We start from the raw sequence: 15877 nt of genomic DNA, 5'->3' as shown, positions 1-15877 counted from the left end.
CTTTCAGATTGAACGCTGATTGACGCGCGAGGAAAGCTGTTCCGCAGTCTCTTTGCGTTCGGAGTATCGGTCCACCAGGAAATCCTTGCGATCCCGAAGCAGGAGGGTGAATTTCACCAGTTCCTCCATCACGTCGACGAGACGATCGTAGTAAGGCGAAGGCTTCATCCGGTTCGTGTCATCGAACTCCAGGTAGGCCTTGGGCACGGAAGACTGGTTGGGGATGGTGAACATGCGCATCCAGCGGCCGAGCACGCGCAGCTGGTTCACCACGTTGAACGACTGCGAACCGCCGCAGACCTGCATGACCGCCAGGGTTTTGCCCTGCGTCGGGCGAACGGCGCCCAGCGCCAAGGGAATCCAGTCTATCTGTGCTTTGAAGACCGCCGACATCGCGCCGTGACGTTCGGGCGAACACCACACCTGACCTTCGGACCACAGCACCAGGTCGCGTAACGCCTGGACGTTCGGATGCTCGACCGGAGCATCGTCGGGCAATGGCAGCCCGGATGGATCAAAGATGCGTGTCTCGGCGCCGAAATGCTCCAGCAGGCGTGCGGATTCCTCCACGAGCAGCCGGCTGAACGAGCGCTCGCGTGTCGATCCATACAGCAAAAGGATGCGCGGTTTGTGCGTGCTCGCGCGGGATTTGGGCGATTCACCGTCAAACAGGCTGAGATCGAGGTTGTGCAATTCTTCTGACATGGGAGCTCCTGCTTAAAGCGTTCCGATGTGATCCAGCGCGCGCTTGAGTGCCAGCGGGTTGAGCGAGGCAAAAGGCAGTGCGAAGAACGCCTGACAGCGCCGTTCTATGTGCTTCAGGGTCGCGATAAATGCCTCGTTGACGGTGGCCTCGTCGCCGATGACATCCGACGGATCCTCCAGGCCCCAATGGGCCTTCAGCGCAGGGCCGAAATAGACCGGGCACGATTCGCCCGCTGCTTTGTCGCAGACCGTGATGACGATATCCGGTGGGCAATGCTCGAAGGCGTCATTGCCTTTGCTGCTGAGCCCTGCGGTCGAAATACCGGCCTGCTCCAGGGTGCTCAGGCTGCGGGGCAGCACCTGTCCCTTGGGAAAGCTCCCGGCGCTCACGGCTTTGAAGCCGGCCGGTGCCAGGTGGTTGAACAGTGCCTCGGACAAGATGCTGCGGCAGCTATTGGCCGTGCACATGAACAGAACTCGCATGTAAAGCTCCAGCCGCCGTAGGGCGGGCGTCAAACGCTCTGGCGCAACGTCAGAGCAAAAGGGGCAATCAGCAGCAGGCGGATTCGCGCACGGGGCGTCCGTCCATGTTCTGCAAACGGGCGGTGTTGATTCGGAGCCATTCTGCATTCGCCAGTAGGGTCACCTTGAGCATTTCATTGACCCACGCCGCAAGCTCCGGGTTGAGGCGGTAGTACACCCATTGGCCTTGACGACGGTCGAGCAGGAGCCCTTTGCTGCGCAGTTGCGCCAGATGGCGGCTGATCTTTGGCTGGCTCTCGTCCATGGCGCACATCAGTTCGCAGACGCATAGCTCGCCCTGACTGGCGATAAGCAGCGTCGCACGCGCGCGTGTTTCATCAGCCAGGCTTTTGAAGAGTTGCGGAGGGGTGATCATGGGCATGCTCGTACATATGGAGATCCGAATATACGGTTATCCATATGTTTAGACCAGCCCCGACAGGTCAAGTGTCCCGACCAGCGGCCCGGTCACATAGCAGCTGAACTAAAAACTGACTGCTTAGTCAGGATAATCAGCGTCACGACATTCCTCCCATCAGCCCGACACGAGCGTTCACTATGCATACCTACACGGTCCATTACCTGTTTAACGATGAGCCTCGCACCCATCATTTCGAACTCAAACAACCTGAATTAACCGTCCATGAGGCCGCCATGCACCTGTTGCAACTGCACTTTGGCGACAGTGAGAACAGCCTCATCATGCCCAACGCGGACGCAACCCCCGAGGAAACCCTGGAGCAAGCGGAAGTGGTCGGGATTACCCATGTTCAGGTCGCGGAATAGTCCACCTCATCACGCGTTGTCATACAACGGTATTCAGTGGATGGGGTGCGACGGCCATCGCCCAGGCATCAGCTCTCGCCGTCCTTTGCCCTGTTTTTAGGCTTTGTAGGGGTTTAGTCAGAACCATTCCGTCTGAGCCCCGACGTTTTTCCCGATTGACAGCCAGATGTGGGAATCGATATAAGGATTGTTGTACGACGACAGATGATCTTTACTGATCACGCCCAACTATAAAAAACAGTGTCGGCCTCCATCATGAAATCGACTTGCTCACTCATCTCGCTCAATGCAGTACCCCACGACTTGACCGCGGCAGCCCGTCGCGCGTCCTCGGTGGACGTGAACGTCCCGCCTACCACTTCTTAGCCCACGTCACACGTCCTGAATCAGGCCACAAAGCCTGAAATCCGCACGCGTGCGCTCTCGCGATGCTGTCGAGAGATCATCACCCGAATCCAAACAATAAAGTGATGCCATGAACCTGAACGAGTCCACTCATCCGCAAAGCGTCAGTCAGTCTGCCGTGATCAGCAAGGCCGTCGGCAAATACCGCTGGACGATCTGTGCGCTGCTGTTTTTCGCCACCACGGTCAATTACCTGGATCGTCAGGTGCTCAGTCTTTTAGCGCCGGATCTCTCGACGCAATTTGGCTGGAGCAACACCGACTACGCCAACATTGCCTCGGTGTTCCAGTTCGTGTACGCGATCGCCATGATCTTTGCCGGCCGCGTGGTCGACAAAATCGGCACCAAAACCGCTTACATCCTGGCCATCGGCATCTGGTCGACCGGCGCGGTCATGCACGCGTTTTCGGTGCCGCTGGGGGAGGGCATTGCCTCTATAAGCAGCGCTTTAGGGCTGGCCGTCATTCCGGTCTCCATCGCGGGCTTCATGCTGTCGCGCGCTGTATTGGCGATTGGCGAAGCCGGTAACTTTCCGATCGCGATCAAGGCGACCGCCGAATACTTCCCCAAGAAAGAGCGCTCATTTGCGACCGGCATTTTCAACTCCGGCGCCAACGTCGGCGCGATCACCGCGCCCATCTGCGTACCGCTGATCGCCAGCGTCTGGGGTTGGGAGTGGGCGTTCATTGTGATCGGCCTGCTGGGCTTCGTCTGGCTGGCGGTCTGGATGGCGCTGTACGAGAAGCCGGAGCAGCAAAAGCGCCTGACCGCGCAAGAACTGGCTTACATCCGCAGTGACGAGACCGCCGAGGCTGCTGCCCGCCCTGCGTCGACCGCTGGCGAGAAAAAAGTGTCGTGGTTCAAACTGCTGACCTATCGCCAGACGTGGGCGTTCGCGTTCGGAAAGTTCATGACGGACGGTGTGTGGTGGTTCTTCCTGTTCTGGTTGCCAACGTACTTGTCGGCGCAGTACGGCATGAAGGGCCAGGCCATCGTGATCCCGCTGTTCGTGCTGTACAGCATGACCATGGTCGGCAGCATCGGCGGCGGCTGGTTCCCCAGCTACTTCATGGCCCGTGGCGACAAGCCGTACGACGGTCGTATGAAAGCCATGTTCGTGATTGCACTGTTCCCGCTGCTGGTGCTGCTCGCACAGCCACTGGGTTACATCAGCTTCTGGGTACCGGTGCTGTTGATCGGCATCGGTGCGTCGGCGCACCAGGCCTGGTCGTGCAACATCTTTACCACCGTGTCTGACATGTTCCCGCAGAAGACCATTGCCTCGGTCGTGGGCATCGGCGGCATGGCCGGTGGTTTCGGTGGCGTGGTCATGACCAAGATCGGCGGTTGGGTGTTCGACTACTACAAATCGATCAACGACATTCACACCGGCTACATGATCATGTTCGCCATCTGTGCGTTGGCCTACCTGGTGGCCTGGACCGTGATGAAGGCCCTGGTGCCGCGTCATAAGGAAATCACCGACCTGTAACGGTCCGCCCTGGCGCACAGGGCGTTAAAAAAAGGTGAACGGTTCAGCAATGAGCCGTTCGCCTTTTTTGTTGGGGCCGGCGTGCATCGTGCTGTGACTGGGATTGATCGGCAGGGAGGATGACTGCTGTTGTTTCCGGGCGGCGTCTTCGTTAGCGTTAGCGGGTTCACCCGATGCCGTTCAATGTCCCAAAAGAAAGGAACACCCATGTCCACCCTCCGTTTTCGCCACCCCACCGCAGCGGACGCGCCACGCTGCTTCGAGATTGAGTCCACTGCCTACGAGGGTGACGAAGCCGCCACGCTGGAAAAGATCGCCACGAGGATCGCCCAGTACCCGCAGGGCTTCTTGATTCTGGAAGAGGCCGGGCATGTGGTCGGTTTCATCAACAGCGGATGCGCCCATGACGTCGTGATGTCGGATGAAGACTTCAAGGAACTGGTGGGGCATTCGGCCGATGCGCCGAATGTGGTGATCATGTCGGTGGTGGTCGAGCCCGCCTCTCAAGGCAAGGGCTACTCGACGCGGTTGATGCGCGAGTTCGTGCAGCGCATGAAGGATTCGAACAAGCAAACCATCCACCTGATGTGCAAGGAACAACATGTGCCCTTGTACACGCGCATGGGCTACCGCTACGTTCAGCCATCGCCCTCTGACCACGGCGGGATGGCGTGGCATGAAATGGTCATGGACCTTGAAGGCTAAGCCTGGCTGCTCATCAGCTCTCGCACGCGGGACGTGAGTGCATCAACCCCGAACGGCTTGGTCAACACCCACATGCCCACGCCGAGGGGGCCGTTGCCGATGGCGGCCGTCTCGGCATAGCCGGTGATGAACAGCGTTTTGAGGTCCGGCCGGGTTTCTCGCCCTGCGTCAGCCATCTGCCGCCCATTCATGCCGCCCGGCAGGCCAACATCGGTGATCAACAGGTCGATGTGCACATCGGACTGTAGAATCTTCAATCCGGCGGCGCTGTCCGGCGCCTCCATCACCGTGTAGCCAAGTTCCGTCAGAACGTCGGTCAGCAGCATGCGCACGGTGGGTTCATCATCGACCACCAAAATGGTTTCACTGGCGCTGGCGCAAGCGCCCTGCAAATGGCGGATATCCACGTCGTCTGTAACGACCTCGCCGTCGTAGCGAGGCAGGTAAATGCACATCGTGGTGCCTTCGCCGACGGTCGAGTACGCCCGGACTTGCCCGCCTGACTGTTTCGCGAACCCGTAGATCATGGACAACCCCAGGCCGGTGCCCTGGCCAATGGGTTTGGTAGTGAAGAAGGGATCGAACGCCTTGGCAATGATGTCCGGCGACATGCCGGTGCCCGTATCGGTGACCGACAGGGACACGTACTCGCCTGCCGGCAGATCCAGTGCAGCGGCGATGTCACCGTCTATTCGCTGATTGGCCGTCTCTATCGTGATGCTTCCGCCTTCGGGCATGGCGTCCCGGGCATTGATGCACAGGTTCAACAGAGCGTTTTCCAGCTGCCCGGCATCGACCAGCGTCGGCCACAGAGCAGGTGCGCCAACGGTCTCGACCTGAATGCCGGGGCCAACGGTGCGCTGAACCATTTCGGTGATGCCGACCATGAGCGTGTTCACGTCGGTTGGCCTAGGGTCGAGCGTCTGGCGGCGAGAAAAGGCGAGCAATCGGTGGGTGAGTGCGGCGGCACGTCGGGTGGCGGCTTGCCCGGCGTGCATGTACTTGTCGACTTCTTCGAGCCGGCCTTGGGCGATCCGTTGGTTGATCAGCTCGAGGGAGCCCGAGATGCCGGCCAGCAGGTTATTGAAGTCGTGCGCGATGCCGCCGGTCAGTTGGCCGACCGCTTCCATTTTCTGCGCCTGACGCAGCTTTTCTTCCGCCTGCATCAGGTCCGCGGTGCGTTCGATGACGCGCTGCTCCAGGGTTTCATTGAGTGCCCGCAGCGCAGCGGTGGCGCGGTCGCGTTCACGCTCGACCGAGCGACGTTCTTCCACGTCGATGAGCACACCGGGAAAACGCAGCGGGGTGCCATCGTCAGCCTGCTCAACCCGGCCGTTTGCTTCGATCCAGTAGTAACGACCGTCAGCGCGCCGAACACGGTACTGGTGAGCGTACGCACCGCCGCGATCGATAGCCTCGGTCATGGCGGTTTTCAGAGGATCTCTGTCCTCGGGGTGAACGGTGGCGATTATCTGTTCAAGGCTCAGACCCTCGTGGCCCAATGCCGGGTCCATGCCAAACGCCTGAGCGAAAGCTTTGTCTACGGTAAAACGGTCAGTGGGCAGATCCCAGTGCCAGGTGCCGATGATTGCGCCGGCCGCCAGGGCAAGTTGCACGCGCTCGACGTTTTCCCGGGCAAGTGCCTCACTGATCCGAAGACGCTCTTGTGCATCCCGCCGCTCGGTGACATCGCTGAAGAAGATCGCAATCTGCCGGTCGGCCGGGTTACCGACCTGAATGGCCTTTACGTCGAACCAGCGTTCGAAGTGGCTGGCGTAGTTCTCGAAGTTGGCGGGTTCGCCGGTCTTGGCGACGTGGCCGTAAGTCTGGAACCAGAAGTCCTCCAGATCAGGCGCAAATTCGGTGACCCATTTGCCCCGAAGGTTGACCCCGGCCTGTCTTTCAAAGGCGGGGTTGGCCTCGACGAAGCGGTAATCGATCGGGCGGTCGTCAGCGTCGTACTTGACCTGAACGATGGCAAACGCGGCCTCGATCGTTTCCAGAATGGTCCGGAACCGCTCTTCGCGTTGGGCCGTCTTGTCCAACGCAGCGCGGAGACGAATGACTTCGGCCTCCAGCTCTTCTTGAGTCAGTCTTTCCAGAGCAGCCCCCGATCACGCATCGCTCATTCCTGTGCTGGCTTTGACGTCATTCCTGTGTTCGTAATGAAATCAGAATCCGTCAAAAGTTGCACTAGCGCTACGGGACGCCATGTTCAGCAGCCAACAGGCTTCGCTCGTCTTGCGCGAGCACTGTTCGACGTGTGGGTGATCGTCTGGCTGATTATCGCCATGGTCACCGGTTTACTGTCGGTTGCCGGGCTGGCTCATGACGCCGTCGCGTACCTCAAGTTGTGCGGGGAACCGTTCCACCAGCCAGTCAATGAATACGCGCAGGCGTTGGGTCACATGACGGTTGTGGGGATAGACGACGTGAAAGGGGTAGGGCGGCGGTCGCCATTTCTGCAGGATTTCGATCAGGCTGCCTTCTCGCAGGGCGCTGTCTACGGCATACGTGAACGTCTGCACGATGCCCAGCCCCGCCACGCAGGCGGCCAGGTGCGCATTGCTTTCATTGATCCCGACGCGATAATCGAATGCGATCTCCCTTCGTTCTCCGTCCTGTTCAAAGCGAAACGGAAACGCTCTGCCGGTGCGTGTCGACAGGTAGCCAATCAGTTTGTGGCCGTTTTTCAACTCCTCCGGATAGGCGGGCACGCCGTGCTGCTTGAGGTAAGCAGGCGTTGCGCAGGTGACCATGTCTGCGTGGCCGATGGCGCGGGCAATCAGTGAGGAGCTGTCCAGCGGACCGCCGCGAATCACGCAGTCAACGTTGTCGCCAATCAGGTCCACAGCGCGATCGGAGACGCCGAGGTCGATGTGAATGTCGGGATAACGCGCCAGGAAGTCAGGCAGCAGCGGAATGAGCACATCACGCGCGGTCGAGCCCCCGACATCGACCCGCAGGTGCCCCCGTGGTGTGCTGCGGGCGATGTTAAATGAAGAATCGATGTCTTCCAGATCCCGCAGGACCCGCGTGGCCTTGGCGTAATAATCCTGCCCCTCCGGCGTCACCGTGACCCGTCGCGTGGTGCGTTGCAGCAAGCGCACGCCCAGGTGCAGTTCCAGATCCTGCACCAGCTTGCTCACCGTGGCGTTGGGCATGTCCAGAGACGCTGCTGCGCGGGTGAAGCTGCCCGCTTCCACGACACGGGCGAAGGCGCGTATTGCCGACAGTTGATCCATGGCGCTCAAGCCCTATGAAATGTTGAGTTGATTATCCATGTCCATGGATAGTGATTCCATTGTGCGCGCTTTTTCAATAATTGGTCGAGGCCTAGAGTAGCGCCATGCCTGAGACAACAAGCGCGGCGACAACCGTCAGCCCTTCGGTTCGACGGCCCACTCAACCAACCGAATCAATTATTGGAGTCCATCATGAACGCACCCCTCAACGGCAAAATTGCACTGATCACTGGCGGCAGCACCGGCATCGGACTGGCCGCCGCTCAAGAACTGGCCGCCCAAGGCGCCCGCGTGTTCATCACCGGCCGTCGTCAGGCTGAACTGGACGCCGCCGTCGCCAGCATCGGCGGTACGGCCACCGCTATCCGCGCCGACGTTTCGGTGCTGTCGGACCTGGACACGGTGTACGCCCAGATCGCGAAAACAGCGGGCAAACTCGACATCCTGTTCGCCAATGCGGGGGGCGGTGACATGCTGCCCCTGGGCGCGATCACCGAGGAGCACTTCGACCGCATCTTTGGCACCAACGTCCGCGGCGTACTGTTCACCGTGCAAAAGGCGCTGCCACTGTTGGTGGATGGCGCCTCGGTGATCCTGACGTCGTCGATCACCTCCGTCACCGGCACCGCCAATTTCAGCGTCTACAGCGCCTCCAAAGCGGCCGTTCGCAACTTCGCCCGGTCGTGGGCACTGGACCTCAAGGATCGCGGCATTCGTGTGAACGTCGTCAGCCCTGGCCCGATCCGCACCCCGGGCCTCGGTGACCTGGTGCCCGAAGAAGCCCGTCAGGGTCTGTTCGATGCACTGGCATCTCAAGTCCCCCTGGGACGTCTGGGTGAACCACAGGAAATCGGCAAGGCCGTGGCCTTCCTGGCGTCAGATTCGGCCAGCTTCATCAACGGTATCGAGCTCTTCGTTGACGGCGGCATGGCTCAGGTCTGACGACACCTCGGGCCCGGTCACTGGCCGGGCCCTGATCCAAGGCTGGAACATTCATCATGAAAAAATTGATTCGCACCGCGGTCTGGCTCATCGCTGCACTGACCGCGTCAACGTCCTATTCGCAGGAAACTCGACCCATGAGTAACGATGCTCAGTCCCTCACGACGGCTCAAATGCTGATCGACCGCCACTTTCAAATCTGGAACGAGCGCAACAGCGAAATTCGACTCGCCCGATTCGCCACGGTCTACACCCCGGATCTGGTCGTTGCCGACTACGCCGCCGAGGCGATCGGTTACACCGCTGTCAACCAACTGATCGAGCGGGTTCAGGGGCAGCATGAAGGGTTTGTCTTCTTGCCGAAACCTGTCAGCTGGAACCACGGCATTGGCCGCGTGACCTGGGGATTCGGTCCCAAAGACAGCCCCGACCAGGTGCGTGGCGAAGACATTTTCACTGTCCGCGACGGCAAGCTCGCCACCCTCCACGTTTTCCTCGACACCCACTGATTCACGGGAGCAAAGAGACCGATCATGAAACTCATCGCAGCCGCATTTTTGTTGTTGTCATTCAGCCTGCACGCGTCAGCTCAAACCCCTCCATCCCAGCCCGTGGGTATCCATACGGCGGGCGTCGATCACGTAGGCATCACCGTGCCGGACCTGAAGCAGGCACAGGCCTTTCTGGCCTCCACATTTGGCTGCACCCCGGTCACGCATATCGGCCCCTTCAATATGACGACCTCGTTGTCGCCGGACCGCAGCCGTCCGGTGGCAGCCCGTGCGGCGAGCGTTTCAATTTCGATGGTGAGGTGTGGCACAGGCTCCAACATCGAGCTGTTCGAATACGCGCGATCGACCGGCAGTCAACAAGTGCCAAACGCCGAAGACCTTGGCGCATCGCACATCGCGTTCTACACCGATGACGTGAAGGCGGGCGTGGCGTATCTGAAGTCAAAAGGCATCACAGTGCTCGGCGAACCGATGACCATGCCCAGCGGCGACACCGAAGGTGAAACCTGGGTGCACTTCCTGACACCCTGGGGCTCGGAAATGGAGCTGGTGGGCTACCCGCACGGGAAGGGGTAGGAGAAATCGACGAAGCTCAGGTTGTGGAACCCCAAGCGTCCAGCGGCCTGACGCAACGTTAATCGAGTCAGCGTGGTGAACCGGATACCTCGGCCGGGTTGATCAGGCTTCAGGGGCGGTCGTCGAGTCTTGATCGGTTTCGGCCGCAAGCTTCAAACGGTCCGCCTTGCTGATGTATTTCTCTTTCTTTGGGGCCAGTTTGGCACTCGCCTTTTTGGCGTGTGCCTGAAGGAGCTGCTTGATCTTTTTTTGCCGGTTCATGGTGGCGCTCGACGTTGGGAGTATTAAAAACAGCGCACCTTACGGACTCAGATCATTGATGTCCACGGTCCGCTGAGTTGACTGATAACGATACGGGGACGTATGGATCGCTTGAACCAGACATCAAAAATCTGCCCCATCCGCCCTTGCTCTTAAAACCTGAACTATACCTACATTTGCTCGAAACAACGGTCACGCGCGCAGACGAGTGCAGGGCCGTGGTTGCCTTGGTTCATGGATCCGCCACGCAACGTCAAGGAGCTGCCGAATGAAGTTATCGTTACTCGCCCACTCACTGTGCATGACCACTTTCATCCTGACCGGATGCGCTTCGACTGCGACGCCGCCTGAGGAATACTCCGGGTTTCTGAAAGACTACAGTCTTTTGAAACAGGACAAATCCGCGAGTGGCGTGGCTGTCATGCGCTGGATCGACCCGGACGTGAAAGTGTCGAAGTTCACCAGCGTTTACATTGAGCCCAGCCAGCTTTACCCCAAACCACAACCCACGGCGCAAATCCCTCAAGGTACGTTGCAGGGCATTACCCACTACTATGATCAGGCGTTAAAGCGCGAAATTGGCAAGTCCCTGCCGCTGGCGAGTGCGCCCGCCCCGGGCACGCTGATTATTCGTCCGGCCATTACCGCCGTCGGCAGCAAGGCAGAAGGGTTTAAACCGTACGAAGTCTTGCCCATCGCCTTGGTGGCTGCGGCCGTCAATACCGCTGCGGGCGGGCGCGATCAGGAAACCTCGATTGCAACGGAAGTTGCTTTTCTGGATGCCGATACCAACAAGGTGGTCGCTCAAGTTGTCCGAAAGGGTGCCGGCAAGAACCTGGAGAACAGCCAGTCAACGATGACGGTCGCCGATGCCAAAGGCGTGCTGGATGGTTGGGCCTCGGATCTTCATCAATCGTTCGAAAAAATCAAGGCGAGCAGCAAGTAGTCCGGTACTTTCCCCCTACGCTCCCTGATGGTCTGAGCGACGATTCTAGCGGATCAAGCGTGGGGCGGCGCTTCATTCGCAGTGGTACCGCGCATCGCGTTTCCGACCGGAGGCGGCGTGTGCGCAAACAGGTTGCCAAGCAACGGCACATTGCCATATGTATAGTGGCGTGATTTCCGATTCCGGGCATCTGCCATGAAATACCTGTGCCCACTGTGGTTAATGGTTTGCTGCCTGTTCGCCGCATGTCAGGTGAGTGGCGCTGAGCAGACATTGCGTGTCTTGGCATGGCCCGGTTACGCCGACGGCGACCTGGTCGCTGCCTTCGAAAAGCGTTACAAGGTCAAAGTCGAGGTGACGCTGGTCGGCAGCGACGAAGTGCTGCGCAGTAAGCTGGCAGACAATCACGGCGGCGATTTTGACGTCATCGCCGCCAATACCGCCGAAATCCACAATTATGTGAACCAAGGACTGCTGCAGCCCCTGCACCCTGAACGCATCGCGAACACGGCCCGCCAGCTTCCGCGTTTCCGTGACTATTCACGCCTCCCCGACATTGTCGTCGACGGCCAGATTTATGCCGTTCCCTACGCATGGTCCGATATGGGGCTGATCTATGATCGCAAGCAATTCAGTCAGCCGCCGGAGTCGATCGACGCCATGTGGGACCCCAGGTTTCAAGGGCGCGTGTTGGCATTCAACACCGGCAACCATAACTTTTCGCTGGCGAGTCTCGCGCTGGGCGGAGACCCGTTTCAAATACGCTCGGCTGACTTTCCACGGGTCACCGACAAACTGATCGCTCTGCGGCGCAATGTCCTGACCTTCTATTCGTTGCCCGAAGAGGCCGCCGAGCTCTTCCGTACCCATTCGGTTGCACTGATCTTCGCCAACTACGGCCGTCAACAGCTCAGGCAATTGCGCGATGCCGGCGTGGACGTGGGGTATGTGGTGCCACGAGAGGGGGCGCTGGCCTGGCTCGATTGCTGGGCGGTCAGCCAGGGCGCGCGGGATCCGGCACTCGCCAGTCTCTGGATCAACTACATGCTTGAACCGGAGGTCAGTCGGGCGTTGACCGATCGACAGGATCTCTCCAACACCCTGCAGGAACCCAAGGACGCCAGCCCTTCAAGCCGCCTGATATGGCTGCGCCCTGTGGAAGACGACGAGCGTCGTGCGGCGCTGTGGCAGCGGATCGTTTCCGGGGAGCGTCCGCCATTGAGGGAACAACGATGAGATTCGGCATCGCCTTTAAGCTGGGTTGTCTGATGGCCCTGTTCGGCATGCTGCCGACGGGGCTGGCCGGTTATTACATCTACAGCAGCAGCCGCGAGATGCTGTTGCACGCGGCCGAGCGTGATTTGTTGACGTCGGTGCAAGTGCTGGGGCGCAACCTGCACGGCAGTCTTCGGACGATTTCGCTCGATGCTGCGGTCTTGACCAACAGTCCGCACGTGCGTGAATTGGGCGAGATCAAAAACCCGGAAGCGCTCAAGCATACACAGGACGATCTTGCCCAGACGTTTCGCGCGATGTTGCTGGCGCATCCCGACTACATGCAGATTCGCCTGATCAGCGCCACGAACCATGGTCTGGAACTGGTGCGGCAGGACCGTGACGGGCCCAGCATCGTCAGGGTCGAGGGCGATGACCTGCAGGAGAAGGGACACTACGCCTACGTATTCGAAACCTTGCGACTGGCGCCTGGCGAAGTGCGGATTTCGCCGATCGTCATCAATCACGAACAGGGCGCGCACTCGGGCCTGGGCAAGCCGACGCTGCACGTCTCGACGCCCGTCGCGGACGCAACCGGCAAGGTGTTTGCCCTGCTGGTGATCAACGTCGACCTCGACCAATTATTCAGCCAGCTGCAAAGCGATTTACCCAAGGAATATCAGGTGTACCTGAGCAACCGCTGGGGCGATTTGCTGATTCACCCGGACCATCGGCGCACCTTCGGTTTCGATCAGGGCCGCCGGCTGTTTCTGCAGGACGAATTTCCGGAGGTGTCACGCCTCCTTACGGAAACCGGCTCCAACAGCCTGATCAGTCGCAGCATCGAACAAGGGCAGCAGGATCGTCTGGTGGCGGCGTTCGTCAGGCTTTCACACAACGACGCGTCCGAACCGTTCGTGGTGCTTGGGCTGGGACAGCCACAAAGCCATGTGCTCGCCCAGGCTTCTCGTGCTGGGACCAACATTGCGCAGATTGCCCTGCTGTTCAGCGCACTGGCGTTGCTGGCGGCGTTCATCGCCTCGCGCGCCTTGATCCGGCCACTGCGCAGCATGACCGACGCCGTCGAGCTGTTTTCCCGCGAACGAAAGATCAGTGAACTGCCGCCCAGAGATGACGAGCTAGGCGTGTTGGCGCATCGCTTTCATGCGATGAAACATGAAATTCTCAGCCAGCTCGATGACTTGACCTGCAGCCGGGCGGCTTTCGAACACCTGGCGAGGCACGATCCCCTGACCGAGCTGCCCAACCGCCGCAGGTGCTTTGAGCAGCTTGAGCAGGCGCTGGTGTCCGCGCGGGAGAGCGGCAAGAAGATGGCTTTGCTGTTTGTCGACCTGGACCACTTCAAAGAAATGAACGACCAGTACGGGCACCGTTTCGGCGATCTGGTGTTACAGGCGGTCGCCAAGCTGCTGACCTCGGCAAGCGACAACGCCGACTGTGTTGCGCGCCTGGGAGGGGATGAGTTCGTGATTTTCTTCAGCGACGTCACGGACCCACAGAAAATCGTCACGCTGCTGGAAAAGCTGCATCAGTGTTTCCAGCTGCCTTTATTTATCGACGGGCACCGCGTGCAGATCCACGCCAGCATGGGTGTGAGCCTGTTCCCCCGTGACGGTAACGACATTGGCGCACTGATTCAGCATGCCGACCATGCGATGTACAAGGCCAAGAGTGCGGGCAGAAACCGATACTCCTATGAAGTGCTGGAAGAAGAGTGAATGCCCTCTAAAGTCGGGCAGCGGTCTGTCCGTGCGGGCTGCACGGACGAGGCTGTTTGCCGTTGTCAATAACCCGCCGAATCCATACTTCCCAGCGAAAGTTTAGCGAGCTGGCGGGCATTGTTTTATCCCCTCGCGCGTTGTTTCAGTCGATACCCCATGTAATAAATTTGGGTGTCATGATTATCAGGTGTTTTGAACAAAGTCTTTGTCCTTCATGCGTATAGGTGCAGGTGCATCAAAGACTTAACCTGCGCGCGGGCGCCTGTGCAGGCCTGTGATTCATCGCGGTTCGGAATGACAGAGTTCGCGGAAGTTCGTCACAACGGCATGGCGAACGCACAAGGCCCTCTCAAAAAAATAATTCATCTGCTCTCGGCAACACACGATAAGAGTGACAATAAACGTGATTAAAAACATCAGCACTTCCCTCAACTTCCTGCTTGCCGGGTCTGTACTGGGAACGGTGCCCATCACCCATGCCGCCTTCATCGAAGACAGCAAACTGACACTGGGGCTGCGCAACTTTTATTACGACGCCGATAATCGTGAAGGCGGTGCGGACCAGCGCGAATGGGCGCAAGCATTCAGGCTGGATTACGTCTCCGGTTTTACCGACGGCACGGTCGGTTTCGGCGTCGATGTGTTGAGCCTGACCGGCCTTCACCTGGACGGTGGCAAAGGCCATCACCCGGACACCAACACGTTCGCCCCCAGCGACAGTGACGGCTCGGCGCAGCATGAGTGGAGCAGCCTTGGCGCCACGGCGAAAGCGCGCATTTCGAAGACCGAGTTTCGTTTAGGCAACTCGCTGACACCGAACCTGCCCATCCTCATTGCGTCGGACAGCCGACTGATGCAGCAGACCTATGGCGGGGCGATGTTTACCTCGAAAGAAATCGACAACCTGACCCTCACGGGCGGGCAGATCGAGCGCGCGAGGGGCCGGGCGTCGACCAACAGCCAAGGCCTGTCGGTGGCGGGCGGCACTCAGGACAGCAACACATTCAGGTTTGCGGGAGGCGACTGGAAAGCCACAAAAAACCTGACCTTGCAGTACTACTACGCCAACCTCCAGGACTATTACTCCCAGCACTTTTTCGGCCTGATCCATGTCCAGCCGCTGGGCGAAGGGCGAAGTTTCAAAACCGATCTGCGCTATTTCAAGAGCTACGCGGACGGCGCCAACGGTCAGGCCGGCTACCGGTTCAACAACAACGGTGGTTACGCGAAAACACCGGGCGAAGTGGACAACGATACGGCCATTGCCATGTTCACCTACACCCTGGGCAGCAACAGCCTGATGCTGGGGCAGCAACGTGTGTCGGACAACGGCGGGTTTGTCTGGTTGAACCAGGCGAACGTCACTGACAGCCGGGGTCGCAACGAAGGCGAGGGCGGTGCGTCGTTCTACTCCTTCACCGATGCCGTGGTCGGCAACTTTGGGCGTGCAGGTGAGACCACCACGTTCGGCCAATACACCTATGATTTCGCAAGCCTTGGAGCGCCTGGCCTGAAGGCTTCGATTGGCTACCTGCGCGGCGTGGACGCCAAGGCCGTCAACGGCAGCGGGCCGGATACCCACGAGTGGGAAACCGACATGCGGGTCGACTACGTTGTGGCACAAGGTCCCTTGAAGGGCTTCGGCACGACACTGCGTCATGGGACGTACCGTGGCGGCGGCACCAGCATTGCGGATCAAGACCAGACTCGACTGATCTTCAACTACACCTATTCGTTCTTCTGAGTGTTCCACCGACCTGGCCAATGCCTGCATGGCAGGCGTTGGATCCAATGCACTCACTGTATCGAATTCGGACTAAAGG

Annotated in this window: 15 protein-coding genes and 1 pseudogene; 10 read left to right on the top strand and 6 right to left on the bottom strand. The window is 59.4% G+C overall.

What is annotated here, in order from left to right:
• Positions 1-3: 3 nt before the first annotated feature.
• From arsH to ABDX87_RS02560, 3 genes are all read right to left on the bottom strand, one after another.
• Positions 4-705 (bottom strand): arsenical resistance protein ArsH, encoded by a 702-nt coding sequence (arsH, locus tag ABDX87_RS02570; RefSeq protein WP_346831439.1) that lies wholly within the window; start codon positions 703-705, stop codon positions 4-6.
• A 12-nt stretch (positions 706-717) separates the two neighbouring features.
• Positions 718-1188: an arsenate reductase ArsC gene (locus ABDX87_RS02565; protein WP_346831438.1), complete on the bottom strand. Its 471-nt coding sequence runs from the start codon at positions 1186-1188 to the stop codon at positions 718-720.
• Positions 1189-1255: 67 nt separating this feature from the next.
• Positions 1256-1603: a metalloregulator ArsR/SmtB family transcription factor gene (locus tag ABDX87_RS02560; RefSeq protein WP_346831437.1), complete on the bottom strand. Its 348-nt coding sequence runs from the start codon at positions 1601-1603 to the stop codon at positions 1256-1258.
• A gap of 182 nt (positions 1604-1785) precedes the next feature.
• On the opposite strand from ABDX87_RS02560, the gene ABDX87_RS02555 reads away from it, so the two are divergent.
• From ABDX87_RS02555 to ABDX87_RS02545, 3 genes are all read left to right on the top strand, one after another.
• Entirely contained in the window at positions 1786-2013 is a 228-nt protein-coding gene (locus ABDX87_RS02555) for a hypothetical protein (RefSeq protein WP_346831436.1), read from the top strand.
• Between the two features lie 475 nt (positions 2014-2488).
• The gene (locus ABDX87_RS02550) at positions 2489-3910 is read left to right on the top strand and encodes an MFS transporter (RefSeq protein WP_346831435.1); all 1422 of its coding nucleotides are present in this window, start codon (positions 2489-2491) and stop codon (positions 3908-3910) included.
• A 207-nt stretch (positions 3911-4117) separates the two neighbouring features.
• Positions 4118-4615, top strand: coding sequence for a GNAT family N-acetyltransferase (locus ABDX87_RS02545; RefSeq protein WP_346831434.1), 498 nt, complete (start codon positions 4118-4120; stop codon positions 4613-4615).
• On the opposite strand, the pseudogene ABDX87_RS02540 reads toward ABDX87_RS02545, so the two are convergent.
• Both ABDX87_RS02540 and ABDX87_RS02535 read right to left on the bottom strand, forming a co-directional pair.
• A pseudogene (locus ABDX87_RS02540) lies at positions 4612-6645 on the bottom strand (ATP-binding protein); the annotation flags it as partial. The gene ABDX87_RS02545 and the pseudogene ABDX87_RS02540 sit on opposite strands and share 4 nt — an antisense overlap.
• Before the next feature lie 273 nt (positions 6646-6918).
• Entirely contained in the window at positions 6919-7860 is a 942-nt protein-coding gene (locus tag ABDX87_RS02535; protein ID WP_346831433.1) for a LysR family transcriptional regulator, read from the bottom strand.
• Between the two features lie 192 nt (positions 7861-8052).
• Between ABDX87_RS02535 and ABDX87_RS02530 the strand changes: the two genes are divergently transcribed.
• The 3 genes from ABDX87_RS02530 to ABDX87_RS02520 are packed head-to-tail and all read left to right on the top strand — an operon-like array spanning position 8053 to position 9890.
• Positions 8053-8802 (top strand): SDR family oxidoreductase, encoded by a 750-nt coding sequence (locus ABDX87_RS02530; protein ID WP_346831432.1) that lies wholly within the window; start codon positions 8053-8055, stop codon positions 8800-8802.
• Positions 8803-8858: 56 nt separating this feature from the next.
• The gene (locus tag ABDX87_RS02525; RefSeq protein WP_346831431.1) at positions 8859-9311 is read left to right on the top strand and encodes a nuclear transport factor 2 family protein; all 453 of its coding nucleotides are present in this window, start codon (positions 8859-8861) and stop codon (positions 9309-9311) included.
• Positions 9312-9335: 24 nt separating this feature from the next.
• Positions 9336-9890 carry a VOC family protein gene (locus ABDX87_RS02520; protein ID WP_346831430.1) on the top strand — a complete coding sequence of 185 codons (555 nt, stop codon included), beginning with the start codon at positions 9336-9338 and terminating at the stop codon, positions 9888-9890.
• A gap of 102 nt (positions 9891-9992) precedes the next feature.
• Here the strand turns inward: ABDX87_RS02520 and ABDX87_RS02515 are convergent, their stop codons facing one another.
• A complete protein-coding gene (locus tag ABDX87_RS02515) occupies positions 9993-10151 on the bottom strand; it encodes a DUF2986 domain-containing protein (RefSeq protein WP_346831429.1) in 159 nt (52 codons plus the stop codon).
• Between the two features lie 268 nt (positions 10152-10419).
• Between ABDX87_RS02515 and ABDX87_RS02510 the strand changes: the two genes are divergently transcribed.
• The 4 genes from ABDX87_RS02510 (at position 10420) to ABDX87_RS02495 (ending at position 15798) form a co-directional block, all read left to right on the top strand.
• The gene (locus tag ABDX87_RS02510) at positions 10420-11097 is read left to right on the top strand and encodes a DUF3313 domain-containing protein (RefSeq protein ID WP_346831428.1); all 678 of its coding nucleotides are present in this window, start codon (positions 10420-10422) and stop codon (positions 11095-11097) included.
• 195 nt (positions 11098-11292) lie between these two features.
• Complete coding sequence (locus ABDX87_RS02505) at positions 11293-12333, top strand: ABC transporter substrate-binding protein (protein ID WP_346831427.1); 1041 nt, start codon at positions 11293-11295, stop codon at positions 12331-12333.
• Positions 12330-14051 carry a diguanylate cyclase domain-containing protein gene (locus ABDX87_RS02500; protein WP_346831426.1) on the top strand — a complete coding sequence of 574 codons (1722 nt, stop codon included), beginning with the start codon at positions 12330-12332 and terminating at the stop codon, positions 14049-14051. Before ABDX87_RS02505 ends, ABDX87_RS02500 begins: the two co-directional genes overlap by 4 nt.
• Before the next feature lie 439 nt (positions 14052-14490).
• On the top strand, positions 14491-15798 hold the full coding sequence (locus ABDX87_RS02495) for an OprD family outer membrane porin (RefSeq protein WP_346833684.1): 1308 nt from the start codon (positions 14491-14493) through the stop codon (positions 15796-15798).
• Positions 15799-15877 lie beyond the last annotated feature (79 nt).

The organism is Pseudomonas abietaniphila (assembly GCF_039697315.1).
GTDB classification, from domain to species: domain Bacteria; phylum Pseudomonadota; class Gammaproteobacteria; order Pseudomonadales; family Pseudomonadaceae; genus Aquipseudomonas; species Aquipseudomonas abietaniphila_B.
Note: the sequence above shows the minus strand (reverse complement) of the source record. Positions and strands in the feature narration are given on the sequence as shown.

What these genes read in the sequence shown, in the direction of transcription:
- arsH (WP_346831439.1), bottom strand. Translation starts at nt 705, where the DNA reads ATGTCAGAAGAATTGCACAACCTCGATCTCAGCCTGTTTGACGGTGAA.
- ABDX87_RS02565 (WP_346831438.1), bottom strand. Translation starts at nt 1,188, where the DNA reads ATGCGAGTTCTGTTCATGTGCACGGCCAATAGCTGCCGCAGCATCTTG.
- ABDX87_RS02560 (WP_346831437.1), bottom strand. Translation starts at nt 1,603, where the DNA reads ATGATCACCCCTCCGCAACTCTTCAAAAGCCTGGCTGATGAAACACGC.
- ABDX87_RS02555 (WP_346831436.1), top strand. Translation starts at nt 1,786, where the DNA reads ATGCATACCTACACGGTCCATTACCTGTTTAACGATGAGCCTCGCACC.
- ABDX87_RS02550 (WP_346831435.1), top strand. Translation starts at nt 2,489, where the DNA reads ATGAACCTGAACGAGTCCACTCATCCGCAAAGCGTCAGTCAGTCTGCC.
- ABDX87_RS02545 (WP_346831434.1), top strand. Translation starts at nt 4,118, where the DNA reads ATGTCCACCCTCCGTTTTCGCCACCCCACCGCAGCGGACGCGCCACGC.
- ABDX87_RS02535 (WP_346831433.1), bottom strand. Translation starts at nt 7,860, where the DNA reads ATGGATCAACTGTCGGCAATACGCGCCTTCGCCCGTGTCGTGGAAGCG.
- ABDX87_RS02530 (WP_346831432.1), top strand. Translation starts at nt 8,053, where the DNA reads ATGAACGCACCCCTCAACGGCAAAATTGCACTGATCACTGGCGGCAGC.
- ABDX87_RS02525 (WP_346831431.1), top strand. Translation starts at nt 8,859, where the DNA reads ATGAAAAAATTGATTCGCACCGCGGTCTGGCTCATCGCTGCACTGACC.
- ABDX87_RS02520 (WP_346831430.1), top strand. Translation starts at nt 9,336, where the DNA reads ATGAAACTCATCGCAGCCGCATTTTTGTTGTTGTCATTCAGCCTGCAC.
- ABDX87_RS02515 (WP_346831429.1), bottom strand. Translation starts at nt 10,151, where the DNA reads ATGAACCGGCAAAAAAAGATCAAGCAGCTCCTTCAGGCACACGCCAAA.
- ABDX87_RS02510 (WP_346831428.1), top strand. Translation starts at nt 10,420, where the DNA reads ATGAAGTTATCGTTACTCGCCCACTCACTGTGCATGACCACTTTCATC.
- ABDX87_RS02505 (WP_346831427.1), top strand. Translation starts at nt 11,293, where the DNA reads ATGAAATACCTGTGCCCACTGTGGTTAATGGTTTGCTGCCTGTTCGCC.
- ABDX87_RS02500 (WP_346831426.1), top strand. Translation starts at nt 12,330, where the DNA reads ATGAGATTCGGCATCGCCTTTAAGCTGGGTTGTCTGATGGCCCTGTTC.